The sequence below is a fragment of the Arthrobacter sp. G.S.26 genome (assembly GCF_050847375.1).
In the GTDB taxonomy this organism is placed as follows: Bacteria; Actinomycetota; Actinomycetes; order Actinomycetales; family Micrococcaceae; genus Arthrobacter.
The window spans coordinates 2,324,678-2,339,390 of sequence record NZ_CP193752.1; the positions used below are offsets into that span (position 1 = coordinate 2,324,678).

The 14,713-nt window shown below is 66.2% G+C and carries 15 protein-coding genes; 2 read left to right on the forward strand and 13 right to left on the reverse strand.

The annotated features are described in order from the left end of the window. Positions 1 to 38: 38 nt before the first annotated feature. The 6 genes from nrdE to ACRB8A_RS10600 all read right to left on the reverse strand — a co-directional run bounded on the left by nrdE (position 39) and on the right by ACRB8A_RS10600 (position 6,893). Entirely contained in the window at positions 39 to 2,159 is a 2,121-nt protein-coding gene (gene nrdE, locus ACRB8A_RS10575; RefSeq protein ID WP_050684336.1) for a class 1b ribonucleoside-diphosphate reductase subunit alpha, read from the reverse strand. Between the two features lie 50 nt (positions 2,160 to 2,209). Next, positions 2,210 to 2,659, reverse strand: a complete 450-nt coding sequence (nrdI, locus tag ACRB8A_RS10580; protein ID WP_050684337.1) for a class Ib ribonucleoside-diphosphate reductase assembly flavoprotein NrdI — start codon at positions 2,657 to 2,659, stop codon at positions 2,210 to 2,212. A gap of 37 nt (positions 2,660 to 2,696) precedes the next feature. Next, positions 2,697 to 2,942 carry a glutaredoxin-like protein NrdH gene (gene nrdH / locus ACRB8A_RS10585; RefSeq protein WP_050684338.1) on the reverse strand — a complete coding sequence of 82 codons (246 nt, stop codon included), beginning with the start codon at positions 2,940 to 2,942 and terminating at the stop codon, positions 2,697 to 2,699. Between the two features lie 473 nt (positions 2,943 to 3,415). Further along, entirely contained in the window at positions 3,416 to 4,780 is a 1,365-nt protein-coding gene (locus ACRB8A_RS10590; RefSeq protein ID WP_432244667.1) for a class I SAM-dependent methyltransferase, read from the reverse strand. Then, positions 4,777 to 5,508: a DUF1365 domain-containing protein gene (locus tag ACRB8A_RS10595; RefSeq protein WP_432244668.1), complete on the reverse strand. Its 732-nt coding sequence runs from the start codon at positions 5,506 to 5,508 to the stop codon at positions 4,777 to 4,779. The genes ACRB8A_RS10590 and ACRB8A_RS10595 overlap by 4 nt, the downstream gene beginning before the upstream one ends. Further along, complete coding sequence (locus ACRB8A_RS10600) at positions 5,505 to 6,893, reverse strand: NAD(P)/FAD-dependent oxidoreductase (protein ID WP_432244669.1); 1,389 nt, start codon at positions 6,891 to 6,893, stop codon at positions 5,505 to 5,507. The genes ACRB8A_RS10595 and ACRB8A_RS10600 overlap by 4 nt, the downstream gene beginning before the upstream one ends. Positions 6,894 to 7,024: 131 nt before the next feature. Here ACRB8A_RS10600 and ACRB8A_RS10605 point away from each other — a divergent pair, with 131 nt between their 5' ends. Beyond that, on the forward strand, positions 7,025 to 7,942 hold the full coding sequence (locus tag ACRB8A_RS10605; protein WP_056597836.1) for a LysR family transcriptional regulator: 918 nt from the start codon (positions 7,025 to 7,027) through the stop codon (positions 7,940 to 7,942). 44 nt (positions 7,943 to 7,986) lie between these two features. Next, positions 7,987 to 8,493, forward strand: coding sequence for a DUF2004 domain-containing protein (locus ACRB8A_RS10610; RefSeq protein ID WP_050684342.1), 507 nt, complete (start codon positions 7,987 to 7,989; stop codon positions 8,491 to 8,493). An 83-nt stretch (positions 8,494 to 8,576) separates the two neighbouring features. On the opposite strand, the gene ACRB8A_RS10615 is transcribed toward ACRB8A_RS10610, so the two are convergent. From ACRB8A_RS10615 to ACRB8A_RS10645, 7 genes are all read right to left on the reverse strand, one after another. Continuing rightward, on the reverse strand, positions 8,577 to 9,521 hold the full coding sequence (locus tag ACRB8A_RS10615; RefSeq protein WP_432244670.1) for a methylenetetrahydrofolate reductase: 945 nt from the start codon (positions 9,519 to 9,521) through the stop codon (positions 8,577 to 8,579). A gap of 338 nt (positions 9,522 to 9,859) precedes the next feature. Continuing rightward, complete coding sequence (locus tag ACRB8A_RS10620; RefSeq protein ID WP_432244671.1) at positions 9,860 to 10,555, reverse strand: hypothetical protein; 696 nt, start codon at positions 10,553 to 10,555, stop codon at positions 9,860 to 9,862. A 65-nt stretch (positions 10,556 to 10,620) separates the two neighbouring features. Continuing rightward, complete coding sequence (locus tag ACRB8A_RS10625; protein ID WP_432244672.1) at positions 10,621 to 11,334, reverse strand: hypothetical protein; 714 nt, start codon at positions 11,332 to 11,334, stop codon at positions 10,621 to 10,623. 26 nt (positions 11,335 to 11,360) lie between these two features. Beyond that, positions 11,361 to 12,386 (reverse strand): VWA domain-containing protein, encoded by a 1,026-nt coding sequence (locus ACRB8A_RS10630; protein WP_285240137.1) that lies wholly within the window; start codon positions 12,384 to 12,386, stop codon positions 11,361 to 11,363. Then, the gene (locus tag ACRB8A_RS10635; protein WP_432244673.1) at positions 12,383 to 13,363 is read right to left on the reverse strand and encodes a vWA domain-containing protein; all 981 of its coding nucleotides are present in this window, start codon (positions 13,361 to 13,363) and stop codon (positions 12,383 to 12,385) included. Before ACRB8A_RS10635 ends, ACRB8A_RS10630 begins: the two co-directional genes overlap by 4 nt. Further along, on the reverse strand, positions 13,354 to 13,824 hold the full coding sequence (locus ACRB8A_RS10640; RefSeq protein ID WP_432244674.1) for a hypothetical protein: 471 nt from the start codon (positions 13,822 to 13,824) through the stop codon (positions 13,354 to 13,356). Before ACRB8A_RS10640 ends, ACRB8A_RS10635 begins: the two co-directional genes overlap by 10 nt. Then, a complete protein-coding gene (locus ACRB8A_RS10645; protein ID WP_432244675.1) occupies positions 13,814 to 14,713 on the reverse strand; it encodes a DUF58 domain-containing protein in 900 nt (299 codons plus the stop codon). Before ACRB8A_RS10645 ends, ACRB8A_RS10640 begins: the two co-directional genes overlap by 11 nt.

Sequence of the window (14,713 nt, forward strand, 5' to 3'; positions counted from 1 at the left end):
GGGCGCCCGCCGTCGTACTGCCGATGTTTAGTTGAAGATTAAAGCATGCAGCTGACGCAGCCGTCCACCTCCGTGCCCTCCAGCGCGAGCTGGCGGAGACGGATGTAGTAGATGGTTTTGATGCCCTTGCGCCATGCGTAGATCTGCGCTTTGTTGATGTCGCGGGTGGTGGCGGTGTCCTTGAAGAACAGTGTCAGGGACAGGCCCTGGTCCACGTGCTGCGTTGCCGCGGCGTAGGTGTCGATGACCTTCTCGTAGCCCAGCTCGTACGCATCCTGGTAGTACTCCAGGTTGTCGTTGGTCAGGTACGGAGCCGGGTAGTACACACGGCCCAGCTTGCCTTCCTTGCGGATCTCGATCTTGGACGCCACCGGGTGGATCGAGGAGGTGGAGTTGTTGATGTAGGAGATGGAGCCCGTGGGCGGGACGGCCTGCAGGTTCTGGTTGTAGATGCCGTGCTCCATGACGGAAGCCTTCAGCTCGCGCCAGTCATCCTGCGTGGGGATATGGATGCCGTCAAACAGCTCCGCAACCTTGGCCGTCTGCGGTACCCATTCCTGCTCGGTGTACTTGTCGAAGAATTCACCGGACGCGTACTTGGACTTCTCGAAGCCGCCGAACGTCTGGCCGGTCTCGATGGCGAGCAGGTTGGAGGCCCGAACCGCGTGGAACACCACGGAGTAGAAGTAGATGTTGGTGAAGTCCAGGCCCTCTTCGGAGCCGTAGTGCACCCGTTCCCGTGCCAGGTAGCCGTGCAGGTTCATCTGGCCCAGGCCGATGGCGTGGCTCTGGTCGTTGCCGCGGGCAATGGAAGGCACCGAGGTGATGTTGGACATGTCGGACACTGCCGAGAGTGACCGGATGGCCGTCTCGATGGTCAGGCCGAAGTCCGGCGAGTCCATGGCCTTGGCAATGTTCAACGAGCCCAGGTTGCAGGAGATGTCCTTGCCGGTGGCGTCGTAGGAAAGATCATCGTGGTACGTGGTGGGCTGGGAAACCTGGAGGATCTCCGAGCACAGGTTGGACATGATGATCTTGCCGTCGATCGGGTTTTCCCGGTTCACGGTGTCCTCGAACATGATGTACGGGTAGCCGGATTCGAACTGGATCTCGGCGAGGGTCTGGAAGAACTCGCGCGCCTTGATCTTGGTCTTCTTGATCCGGGAATCATCCACCATCTCGTAGTACTTCTCGGTGACCGAGACGTCGGAGAACGGCATGCCGTAGACCTTTTCGACGTCGTACGGCGAGAACAGGTACATGTCCTCGTCCTTCTTGGCCAGCTCGAACGTGATGTCCGGGATAACAACACCCAGGGAGAGGGTCTTGATGCGGATTTTCTCGTCCGCGTTCTCCCGCTTGGTGTCCAGGAACCGGTAGATGTCCGGGTGGTGGGCGTGCAGGTACACGGCGCCGGCACCCTGGCGGGCACCGAGCTGGTTTGCGTACGAGAAGCTGTCCTCGAGGAGCTTCATCACGGGGATGACGCCGGAGGACTGGTTCTCGATCTGCTTGATGGGCGCGCCGACTTCGCGGATGTTGGTCAGCGCGAAGGCCACGCCGCCGCCGCGCTTGGACAGCTGCAGTGCCGAGTTGATGGAGCGGCCGATCGACTCCATGTTGTCTTCGATGCGGAGCAGGAAGCAGGAGACCAGCTCGCCGCGCTGCTTCTTGCCGGCGTTCAGGAACGTGGGGGTGGCCGGCTGGAAGCGGCCTTCGATGATCTCATCCACCATCTGCAGCGCGAGCTGTTCGTTGCCGCGGGCCAGGTGCAGGGCCACCATGCAGACACGGTCCTCGTAGCGCTCCAGGAAACGCTTGCCGTCAAAGGTCTTCAGCGTGTACGAGGTGTAGAACTTGAAGGCGCCCAGGAAGGTCTCAAAGCGGAACTTCTTTTTGTAGGCGCGGTTATACAGGTCGCGGATGAAGTTCATCGTGTACTGGTCCAGCGTCTCGCGCTCGTAGTACTCGTTCTTCACCAGGTATTCGAGCTTCTCTTCCAGGTCGTGGAAGAACACCGTGTTGTTGTTCACGTGCTGCAGGAAGTACTGGTGCGCAGCTTCCCGGTCAGCCTCGAACTGGATTTCGCCGTTGGGACCGTACAGGTTCAGCATCGCGTTCAGCTCGTGATAGCCCAGGCCCTTGTAGGCGGCGGGCATTCCGGCTTTGTCGACGGCGGCTGCCGGCAGGGAGTCGACTCCCCCGGTGGCTAGCTCTGAGTCTGTGACTGTCGTGTCCAAAACGTCTCCAATCCGTGGTGAACCCTGGCCACATCTTCCGGTGTTCCCATGAGTTCAAATCTGTAAAGTTGGGGCACTTTGCACTTGGCGGCCACGATGTCCGCAGCCAGGCAATAGTTGTCCCCGAAGTTGGTGTTGCCGGCCCCGATGACGCCGCGGATCAGTTCCCTGTTCCGGGGTTCATTGAGGAACCGGATGACCTGCTTGGGCACGGAGCCTTCACCCCCGGTTCCCCCGTAGGTGGGAAGGACCAGGATAAAAGGCCGGGTGGCCAGCAGGGGTGCATCCCTGGCGTACAACGGAAGCCGGGCGAAATCCATGCCCAGCTTCCGGACGAACCGCAGGGTGTTCTCTGATGAAGATGAAAAGCAGATCAGCGGGCTGTCCGTGGTGGTGGCTTCAACCGTCAATGCAGCCACGGGAGGTACCTCGGTTCAGTGCTGGAAAAAGGGAAAATCAGGCTACGGAAGAAACTGCCGATTCGGCGAGTTCCGCGATCTTGTCCGGGCGGAAACCTGACCAGTGGTCCTGGTCCGTGACCACAACGGGCGCCTGCATGTAGCCAAGGGCCTTGAGGCGTTCCAGGGCCTCGGCGTCCTGGGAAATGTCGACGCTCTCGTAGGCAATGCCCTTCTTGTCGAGCGCGCGGTAAGTGGCGTTGCACTGAACGCAGGCCGGCTTCGTGTAAACCGTGACGGTCATGTTCCCAATCCCCTTTGTAAGTCTTCTACCGTTGCTGGAGCCCGGGTCTTTTGACGTCCGTCTCCGATGCCGGCCCGGTTGGCCCGGCTGATGCGCCGGTTGCTTCCTGGGACGTTGTATGCATTTGTCCGGGCTGTTTCTGCTTGGTGCCCGATCCGTAAATTGATACTACATCTAGTGCAGGGCGGCCGCAGCGACCCCTAGATGATGTATTACAAGTATGTCATTCCCTGCACTTTTAATCCACAGGTCCGGCCCCCCTAATTGGCCGGGAATCCGCCGATCCGGGCCCTCCTGTCCACACCCTGTGGATGAAGTTCTGCACAATTAACCCCGTGCGTGTCGCGGTTTTGGCGGCGTGTCGCCGAATGCCAAGCCGGCAAAGGAACTGCACGGAAACACCAAAAGGGGCCCCGAAGTGAGATTCGGAACCCCTCCTGGTGACCAACGGCACTGCCGTCAGGGCAGGGATGTCAGAGCTGCGCCTCCCGGCGGTCCAGCACCACCTGCTGCACATCCAGGTAACCCGACTGGAAGCCGGCCCGGGAGTAGCACAGGTAGAACAGCCACATGCGCTGAAAGACCGGGTCGAAGCCCAGCTCGCCCACTTCCTGGGACCGGGCCATAAACCGTTCCTCCCACAGCCGCAGCGTGGCCGCGTAGTGGTCGCCCATGCCCATCCGCTCCCGGACGCGGAGGGTGGTGTGCTTCTGGGTGACGCTCTCGATGGCCCGCACGGACGGCAGGAAGCCGCCCGGGAAGATGTACTTGTGCACCCAGGTGTAGGCGTTGCGCGTGGCCAGCATCCGGCCGTGCGGCATGGTGATGGCCTGGATGGCCACCTTGCCGCCGGGAGCGAGCACCCGGTCGATGGTCTGGAAGTAGATGGGCCAGTATTCGTAGCCCACCGCCTCGATCATCTCCACGGACACCACGGCGTCAAACTCGCCCTCCACGGCGCGGTAGTCCTGCAGGGCAACCGTGACCTGGTCCGCGTAGCCGGCGGCGGCGATACGGTCCTGCGCCAGCGCCTGCTGCTCGCTGGAAAGGGTTACGCTGTAAACAGTGGCGCCCCGGGCTGCGGCCCGCAGCGCCAGTTCACCCCAGCCCGTGCCGATCTCCAGCAGCCGCGTCCCGGCACCAACGCCCGCCCGGTCCAGCAGCCTGTCGATCTTGGCCTGCTGCGCGGCCGCCAGCCCCTCGAAGCCGACGGTGGCCAGGTGGCCTGCCTCGGCCGGGAACAGCGCCGAGGAGTAGCTCATGGTGGTGTCCAGGAAGTTCGAGAACAGGTCGTTGGACAGGTCGTAGTGCCGCGAGATGTTGCTGCGGGTGTTCTGCTCGGCGTTGCGTTCCTGCCGCGGCGTGCGGGGCAGGTACAGGGTCCGGAGTTTCTGCAGCGGCATGGGGATCAGGGTGTCCACGGAAGCCGCAAAGACTTCCAGGACGCCGGCGAGGTCGCTGGCCTCCCAGTCGCCGGCCATAAAGGATTCGCCCAGTCCGATCAGCCCGTTGTCCCCGATGCGGGCCTCGAATGCATCCGGCCGGACCATTGTCAGCACCGGAGCGTCGGTCCCGCCGGTGCCCAGGATGGTGCCGTCCGGGTAGACAACCCGGATGGGCAGCCGCTTCACGGCGCCCTTGAACAGCAACCCGGCGGCCTTGCCCGCCACCAGCGCCTTGGCGCCCGACGGCGGCTGGGCCACTCCCGGCCAGATCTCGGGATCGATGGTGGCGGGCGACGCCGGAACTCCGGTTCCGTTCCAGGCGGCGGCACCGGAGGTGGCCGCGTGGGCCCCTGCCGCAGCTGCGGTGGTCCCGTTATCGTCCGTCATTGTCATTGAACTGCCTCCTGTGAGGTGTGGTGTGGCCGGGTGACGACCGGAAGGCGCCTTGCCCAGAGCTTAATGCCCTGTACCCGGATAAGTGCGGATACCAGCAGCGGTGCGGCCGGAACCGCCAACGCCGCTGCGAGGATGTTTTTGATGGTGGCCGGCCTGCGCCGGCCATCCATGGTGGCTACGAACGGACGCTGCCCTTCACGTTCCAGGACGATCGAGACCGCCAGCCGTTCGTCCGGCGCCGGCAGCTTCATGCGGTACTGCCCGTCCACGTCATTGAACGGCGAAACGTAGAAGGCCTTGGGTACCGAGGCCCGCCCTGACGCGTCGGTCCGGAGGAGGTAACAGTGCCGTTCGCCGTAGGTGTTGTGGACCTCGGCGATGACGCAGTCCAGTTCCCCGGTGGAGCGGTAGCACCAGAAGAGGCTGAGCGGGTTGAACACGTGGCCAAAGACCCTGGCGCTGGTAAGCATGCGGATGGCGCCGCCGTCGGGCTCCATCCCCTGGGTGCGCAGGTAGCGTTCCACGTTGGTCCGGATGCTTTCCGCCGGGTCCCCCAGATGGTCCCCGGCACTGAAGACCGCCAGCGGCCGCAGCAGGCGCGGCAGGAGGGGCAGGTTGTCCACGTCCACAAACCAGCTGTAGCTGCGGTAGGTGAACCTGTTTTTCAACGGCGACTCCCGCACGTGGGCGATCGAGGTGCGGTAGATGGCCGCCCCGGCACTCATGCAGGCTCACCGGCCGCGAGGAGTTCGCGCTCCCCTTCACCGGAAGGGTCGACGTTGCCCGGGCTGACCCACGTGCGGCCCAGCGATTCGGCGGCGCGGAGGCCGGACAACGCGCCGTCTTCATGGAAGCCCCAGCCCAGGTACGCGCCGGCGTACGCCACCCGGCCATCGCTGAGCGCGGCAATCGCCTGCTGCGCCTTCAGGGACTCCGGGGTATATTGCGGGTGCTCGTAGACCATGCGTTCCAGGACGGAGTCCGGTGCGATCAGGTCCGACTCCCCCAGACTGACGATGTAGGGCCGGCTGTCGGCGTGCTCCAGCCGCTGCAGGCGGGTCATGTCGTAGCTGACCAGGACGTTGTCCGGGCGGGCATCGCAGGCGGGCAGCCGGTAGTTCCAGGACGCCTTGGCGTTCTCCGCCGCCGGCAGCACGGCCGGGTCGCGATGGAACACGGTGTGGTTGACGGAGTAGGGCATGCCGCCCAGCGCCTCTTTTTCGACCGGTGTGGCGTCGGCCAGGAAACCCAGCGCCTGGGCGGGGTGGGTGGCGATGACCACGGCGTCAAAGTCATCCAGGCCGGAGTCCGTGGCGATCTCCACACCATCGGCGATGCGCCGGATGGCAGTGATGGGCGTGTTGAGCCGGATGTCAGGGAGCTTCGCGGCAAGCTTCTCCACGTACCGGTGGGAGCCTCCGGTCACTGTGCGCCACTGCGGGGAGCCCTTGACGCCCAACATGCCGTGATGGCCCAGGAACGTGAACAGGTACCGTGCCGGGTAGGACAGGGCCGTGGTGGGGTCGCAGGACCATACGGCGCTGACCACCGGGGTCATAAAGTGGGAGACGAAGTAGGGGCTGAATTTTTCCCGGGCCAGGAACTCACCGAGGGTCAACTCGGAAGTGCTGCCGGCACCCACGGCGCTGGCTGGCGCGGTCTTCAGCAGGATCCGGGCCTTGCGGTAGAACGTGGCCACCTCGGCGAGCATTTTAAGGTACTGCACGCGGAAGAGATTGGCCGGAGTGGCAAAAATACCCTTGGCACCGTCGCGGGCACCGGCGTACTCGAGGCCGCAGCCGTCGCAGCGGATGGACATGCTCATTTCGGAATCCTGGGTTTCGACGCCCAGTTCGGCAAACAGCCGCAGCAGCGTGGGATAGGTCCGCTCGTTATGGACAATGAAGCCTGTGTCGACGCCGAGGAAGGAGCCGTCCGGCTGCGGCATGTCGTGGGTGTGGGCGTGGCCGCCCAGGCGGGAGTCGGCCTCGAAGAGGGTCACGTCGTCGTGCCGGTTCAGGATGTAGGCGGCGGTGAGTCCTGCCACTCCGCTTCCCACCACTGCTACGCGGCGCCTCACGGTCCTGCTCACTGCTGCGTTCGGTGACAACTGCTGCTCCTCTGCTGAACATTGGCCCGCCGGGCCGGTGTTTTCAAAGGGTACTTCGAAGCGGCGGCAGGATCGGATGGGCGCACCACGGACCGGTTTTTGACCGGGCGCAGGCAGAGTAGTGTGGGCAGGTGGTGAATCCGGTACATCTGAAGACCCTCCTGGAAGTCACGCGCCTCGGCTCTTTCGCGGCGGCGGCGGCAACCCTGGGCTATACCGCCTCCGCGGTCTCCCAACAGATGTCCGCGTTGGAACGCGATACCGGCGTGGTTCTCTTCCAGCGGTCGGCGCGGGCCGTGGTCCCTACGGAAGCCGCCGTCGTGATGACCCGCCATGCCGCGAAGGTCCTCACGGACATCGGGGCGCTGATGGCCGCCGCCTCCAAAACCCAGGACACCGCCAGCCAGGAACTGCGGCTGGGCATCTTTCCCAGCCTGGCCACCTATGTCCTCCCCCGGATCCTGAAGAACCCGGCGTGGAAGGACCTGGGCATTGACCTCAAAGTCTCCGTAGCCGAACCCGGGCAAACCATCCAGGGCCTGCGTACCGGCGGGGACCTGGACCTGGCGCTGGTGTTCCAGGTGGGCCAGACCGGGCTGGCGTGGCCCAACACCATCAACCGGCAGTGGATCGGTGACGACGACTTCCGGGTGGTGCTGCCCGCAGGCTGGGGCTTCGGCCCGGACGCCAAGGTGGCTGCAGACCACCTCTCCGAGATGCCGTGGATCATGCACCACCCCGGCACCAGCGACGCCATGGTGATCGAGCGGCTCTTCGCCGGCTGCAACCTGCATCCCCGCGTGGTGGCCCACAGCGACGACTTCCACGCCAGCCTGGAGATGGCTGCAGCGGGACTCGGCGCGGCGCTGGTCCCCGAACTCGCGCTGCGGAACAAGCCGGCAGGCGTGGTGGTGCTGGACGTCCCCGAAATCCGGTTGGCCCGCAACGTTTTCGCGTTGGTGATCAACGACAGCAAAACCGCCCGGGTCCAGCTTTTTGTGGACCTGCTGGCGGAAACCCTCGCCGGAATGCGCACGGCAGTCAATTAGGCCGAATGCTGGAATGCACCGCTGTTCGGGTCTATGTTGAGAATATGAACAGGGTAGCGAGCCAGCATTTCGGCGAAGTCGAGCTCAATCACGGCAGGGACCATAACTTCGCCGCGAAGCACGAACTGCGCGGACATCCCCTGGAACTTGACCTCAACATCACCGCCCATGACCATTTCGACGAGGCCGCGATGCACAAGGTGGATTACCGGCTACGGTTCCTGCCCGAGCTCGTTGATGAGGTCCGCGACATGATCGCCGAGGAACTCGGCCAGGAGGGCACCAGCCCCCAGGAGTATCTCCGTTTCCACTGCAATGCGCTTAAGGATGAGCACCTGCAAAAGGTCTTCGGCGTGGAGGAACGCAGCCAGCTCACCAACGACGTTTTCCTGAAGGCCCTGAAGCTGGGCCACGTGGCCATCTACCCCGGGCAGCCGGAACGCTACTTCGTGCTTGACTTCACCCTGGGTGAGCACTTTACGGACGAGGTCCTTGTGGCCTCGGCCGATGAGGACGGCGTGGTGGACGACGAGATCCTCTGGGAGTCCTGAGGCTCCCATAATGGAAAGCGACGCCGGCCGGTCACCCTGGTGACCGGCCGACGTCGTACTTTTATGCTGTCAGCGAAGAATTGCTACTTTGCGTCTGCCAGCAGGCCGTTACGGGAGTGCCGGGGCAGCGCAAGCTTGTCCAGGACTTCGAGCGCGCTTTGGTGCTCGTTGAAGGTGTAGATGTGCAGGCCGGGGGCGCCGGCGTCCAGGGCTGCGTTCGCCAGGTCAATGGTGGCGCTGACACCGATCCGGCGACGCTCGGAGTCGCTGTCCGCGGCAGCGAGCCGCGCCATCAGCTCCGGTGCGGGTTCGACGCCGGCCAGCTCGCCAAGGCGGGTGACGCGGCGCACGCTGGTCAGCGGCATCACGCCGGGGATGATCGGGATGGTCACGCCGGCGCGGCGGGCCCGGGTGAGCAGGTCCGCGTACTGCGCGGTGTGGAAGAAGACCTGCGTGATGGCGAAGTCGGCGCCGGAACGCTGCTTGGCCAGCAGTACCTCCACATCGTGGGCTTCACTGGGCGACTCGGGGTGCCGTGTGGGGTAGGCCGCCACACCCACCGCGATCTTGCCGGCGCAAAGCATCGCGGACCGGCGCTGTTCCACGCGGCGGATCAGTTCGATCAGGTCCTGGGCGTAGCGCAGCGAACCGGCGATCGGCGCCCCGCTGTCCTTGGGCAGGTCGCCGCGCAGGGCAAGGATGCCCCGCACGCCGGCGTCCAGGAGCTGGCCGATGATGGCTGCCAGTTCCTGCGGCGTGTTGCCAACGCAGGTCAGGTGCGCCAGCGGCCGCAGGGTGGTTTCAACCACGAGGCGGTTGATGAGTTCGACGGCGGTGTCCCGGTTGGAGCCACTGGCACCGTAGGTGACGGAGACGTAGTCCGGAGACGTGGTCTCCAGCTCACGGATCGTGGTCCAAAGAGTTTCCGCGGCGGCCGGCGACCGGGGCGGAAACAGCTCGTACGAAAGCGCCACCGGGGCGGCGTCGGAGAGGTTCGGATGTGTGTCCATAAGGCTTGGTGGTGACATTTGCGTCCTTGGCTTTGCCATTGGAGGCAGTTCCACGTTTTTTGGGTGGGACCTGCCGGCAATGAATTGAGTTTGGGGATCACGGGAAAACTCCACAGGAACACAGCCGGGACTGTTAAGCCTGTTTTGACGTTGTCCGTGAGCAAATGTCAGGCCCACATGGGGGCACCCACACCCTCCGAACCGGAGGATCGCTGACACGTTACCAGGGTAACTTGGTAATGACTCTATGAGCGTGCGGGGGCGCTTTCAAGTCTGCCGCCAAATTAAGACGCACCTTAACGCCTTGAGTATCCCGGGCCCGGAATTTTCTTCGCCCAGCGGGCGGGGCGGGCCTGTCAGCTTTGCCAGGCCAGCACCCCGAGCGCCAGCGGGACAAGGACCACCAGCGCCACGAAGCAGATGGCACCGATCCTGCCTGCACGGTTGCCCAGGTTGATGGTGAGTCCGTAACCTGCCCCCTCCCGCCTCGGCACCAGCAGGCGCGCATCTTCGGGGTTGTTGTAGATGATGCCGCTGATCCACAAGCGGTCCGCCGCGGCTTCCTGCACGGTGGGGGCAACACCTGCCCGCGCAGCGGCGCGGGCAGCCCACCTGGCGGCAACAGCGTACGAACCGATGACCACCAGCAGGAACAGCGGGATGGAGAGGAGAGCCGGGGGCGCTGTGGGCCTGTCCGGTCCGGTCCCTCCCTGGGGACCCTGCAGGCCGAGGGTGACAGCAAGGGCCAGGGAAGTGAGTCCCAGCGCGGCGATGGTGCCGCGGGCCATGCCTTCGCGGCGGTGGAGTTCCCAGGCAGTCGCCTCCGGCCGGGGCGGGAAGGCGCGCACTGACACGGCAGCCAGCCCGGCCAGGAAAACCGTCATGCCCGCGGCAAGGAACTGCGTGAAGAACATGTCCGGCAGGCCGGGATAGAGGGACCAGCCGTACGCGAAGAATCCGGCGGTGGCCGCGAGCGCGGCGACGAAGGTGAGCCAGACGGGCCCCCGGCCGTGCCTGATGTTCCGTGCAGATGCTGTTGTTGTTTTCCCCATGTACCGAGCCTAGTCCGGTCGCTTGGGCGCGTTCCTGTGGGCCGGGATTACCGCCGGGATTTGCCTCACCAGGGCCTGTCCACCCCAGGCCCGGTGTCCGGCCGGTCGAGGTATTCGTTACGTGCGCCGCTCTCCAGCCGCTCCCGCAGCGCGTCCCGGGACTGCTGTTCCAGCTGCTGCAGCCGGGAGGCGTCCGGTTGTTCCGGTTGTTCCTCCCCTTGGGGTTCCTCCCCTGCATCTTCGCCCCCGTCACCGGCGGCAAGTGCGGCACTGAGCCGGTCGCGGGCTTCGGCCAACCGGCTGCCCTCGCCTGCGTCGTTGTACCCGGACCCGTTGCCGGCGTCGGTGAAACACCCGGCCGGGGACTGTTCGACGGCGGCGAGCGCCTCGGTGAGCAGATGGTGCTTTTGTGCGGAGTCGGCAGCGCCTTCGCTGAGGCGTTCCGTGGCCAGCACCAGGTTGACGCGGACCTTGCATTCATCCGGCCCGGGGTTCAGCTCCAGTGCCGCCTGGAAGTGTTCCCGGGCGGCCGCGAAGTTGCCGGCCAGGACTTCACCGTCCCCGGCAGCAAAGACTGCCTTGTGGGGTTCGATTACGTTACCGGTGAGCAGTCCGCGGGCAGCCGACGACACACCTGCGGAATCCCCGCGGCCGAACGCCCCGGCGGCGGCATCGGCGATCAGGCTGACGCTGACCAGCTTGGCCGCGATGACCAGCACCAGCAGGACAGGAAGCGCGGAAACCAGCAGCAGCCGGCGCCGCTTCCCCGGTCTCCGCACTGAATGCCTCCTCAAGACCTGTCCCGTCATAACCTGCCCCCTCGCCCGCCGGCGGGCAGCCGCGTATCGCGGAGCCGCCGGCCGGAGAGGACCAGTTCCCGCAGGCCCAGCACAAAGGCAGCCAGCGCCAGCAGCCAGGACACCTCCCCGCGGTCCGGGACCTCTCCTCCAGCGCTGTCAGCCACCGTCATGCTGCCGGGGTTGGCTTCCTGCAGCAGCGCATCCGCAGTGTCGCCGGGCGTGCGGTGGACGTACGGCACACCAAGGGTGTCCGCAATCGAGCGGAGCGCGTCCTCGTCGATCCGGGACACCGCGTCTCCGCCGCCCGCCGCCGATCCATCCTGGATATAGGCGGTCCCGGCCGAGCCGGTCCGGCCACCCTCGTACGTGCGCATGCGGCCGCCGTCGGCCGTTCCGTACCCCAGCACCGCTCCCCCATCCACCAGGCCGCTGTCCACCCCGAGCCGACCGGCCGGAGCAGCGCTGGTCTGTTCCCCGTCCCCCAGGTAAAACACAAACCGAAGCCGCTCGGGATGGCTGTCCCGGGCGGCCTGCAGGCGCTGGGCCAGCACCGGTCCTGCTGCGGTGATGCTGCTCCCCCGGGCGTAGTCGGTGATTTCCGGCGCCAGCACCCCGGCGGCCGCAGCCAGTGCGCCGGCATCGGTGGTCAACGGCAGCCGCACCACGGCTGCGGCATCGAAGGTGATCAGGGAGAACCTGCCGCCGGCCAGGCCCGTGGCCACCGCGGCGACGTCACGCTGGACGCCGGCCAGGCGGGGTTCGCTGCCGAAGTCCTCGGCGGCGAGGCTGCTGGTGGTATCCACCACCAGGAATACGTCGACGTCGGCGGGCGCTGCCTGGGTAGCTGCGCCGCCCACCCCCGGGCGGAGGGCGGCGGCAAAAAGCAGCGCCAGCAGGACCCCGCGAGCGGCCCAGTCCCGCGCCGCTGCCGGTGACGACCGGTTCCGGTGGAGGTGCCACACAATGCCCGCCGTCGCGACGGCCATCAGGGGGGCCAGCAACCACCACGGCAGGATCGGAAGGAGGCTCATCGATCCACCCGCCAGGCCAGGCCCACCAGCACCAGGCCGGCCAGCAGGGCAAGACCCAACGGCCATGCGGACTCGTCAGTGACCACCCGCTGCGGTGCACCCTGGCGTGCCGCCGCTTCCGTGCGCTGCACCTCGCGGACAATCGACCCCACTGCCGCCGGAGAGTCCACCGGGTAATACGCGCCACCGGTGGACTCGGCCGCCGCCCGCAGGGTGGCACCTTCCTGCCCGGGCTTGTCGCCGTAGTCGAAGTCCGCCGGGTTCAGTGCATGGATCCTGATGCCCTTGTCCCTGGCCAGGGCTGCGGCCTCGGCCAGCGTAAAAATAGGGTCGCCGGAGATGAAGTTGTCCGTGGCCAGCACCAGCGACCGTGAGCGGCTGCCATCGTCCGGTCCGGGGAATCCCTGGCTGCACGAAGCCAGGCCGTCACCGATCAGCGACGACCCCGGCGCCACCCCTGTCCCGGCGAAAAAGGCAGCGTCGCCGGGACCGCCCTCGAAGGCGTTGCGCGCCCGCGCCAGCTGCTCCGCCACCAGCTGGTAGTCATCCGTCAGCGGAAAGACCTGGGCTGCGGAGGAGTCAAACATCATCAGGCCGATGCGTTCGCCGTCGAACTCCCGGGCCAGGTCCTGGAACACCCCGACGATGGCGGCATCGGCGCTGGCCATGGAGGCTGACGTATCCAGGCACAGCATAATGTCCCGGCTGTGCGCCGCCGGTGTGGTCACGGTGGCGCCCACCGGCCTCGCGGCAGCAGCCAGGGCCGCCAGCAGCAGCACCACGGCGGAACCTGCCATGACCGCGAGCAGCCTGCGGTGGCGCCGCAGGACATCCCGGTACTCGGGCAGGGCGGTCAGCCGGTCCGTATGCGCCACAGCCCGGTGCCGGCAGTCCTTGTCACGGCGGAGGAACCACCAGGCCACTGCAGCGCCTGCCAGGATCCCCACCGGGAGAATCCACCAGTACATCAGCTCCATGCCCGCACCGTTTCCCGGGCCACTGCTGCGGACGCCGTAACGGACGGCAGCGGTTCAGCGGCGAACTCGCCCGGATAGATCCTGCCGATGGCCTCGGCCACCCCAGGCAATGGCTGCTCCCGGATGTCCGCCAGCGTCATCCGGGTCATGTCCTGACCGGTGGCGTCCCGGATGAAGAGGCGCAGCAGGAGGCTGAGTTCCTGGTGTGCGGCGCGTTGCGGCAGCGCCCCGGTTCCGGCCGCTGTCTCCACCTCGTGGATCCGGGCCAGGTAATGCTCCTTCAACCCGGCAGCCGGCAGCACGGCGGCGGGGCTGTCCGGTGCGGTCCGCGCGCGGGGTTGCCGGGTGGCTGCCAGGACGGCAACAATCCACCCCACCGCGAGCGCAGCCAGGAGCAGGCCTGCCCACAACCACAGCGGGCTGTAGCCCAGGGGCGCGTAGAAGCCCTGGTCATCCGCCACGGCGGTGACTTTCCAGAAGCGAGAAGATGGCGGGGACCACCTCATGGCTGGAGCCCGCGTACCCTTCGGTGATGCCGGCCCGGCGCAGCATGTGGCTGCGGGCCGCATCCCGCTCCGTCCGGGCCAGCTGATATGCGGCCAGCACCTTGGGCGAGGCTGCCACAGGATGGACGACGGCGGCCCGCCCCACCACATCCCGCAGTGCTGCCCCGCGCCCGGCCGGGTCCGCAGCGGGCGCCGGTGCGGTCAGGTCCGCGTCCCGGATGGTCAGCCACAGGATTTCGTGCTGGGCACGAAGCCGCCGGAGCTGGCGTTCCGTGGTCTCCGCCACGGCGCCCTCGTCCGCCACCACAAACAGCAGCATCCGGCGGCGGAAGGTGCGCTCGACGAACCCGAGTTGCTCCCCGGGGGCACTGGGCGCGCTGTGGCGGCCGACGTCGTCCACTTTCCGGAGGATCCGCTCGAGGTTGGCTTCGCCGGCCTTGACCGGCAGGGCCTGAGTGCCGGTGGCATCGCCATGGACAAGCCCCACGGGGTCGCCGTGGTTCAGCGCCAGGGACCCCAGCACACCCAGCGCCATTACGGCGATGTCCTTCTTGGGTTCGCCGCCCAGGGACTCGGCCGCCATGTTCCTGCCGGTGTCCACCACCAGCAGGACCTGCTGCTGCCGCACTGCCACATAGCGCCGGATCAGGGGCGAGCCGTGCCGTGCGGAGGCCTTCCAATCGATATCGCGGACTTCGTCGCCGGGAACGTAGGCCCGCAGGTCGTCGAAGTCCAGGCTGCGGCCCTTGAAGACCGAGCCGTATTCCCCGTCCAGGAGGCCACGGGCTTTCCGGTGGGCGAAGATGAACATCTTCGACTTCACCCGGTGCAGGAGTGCAGTCAT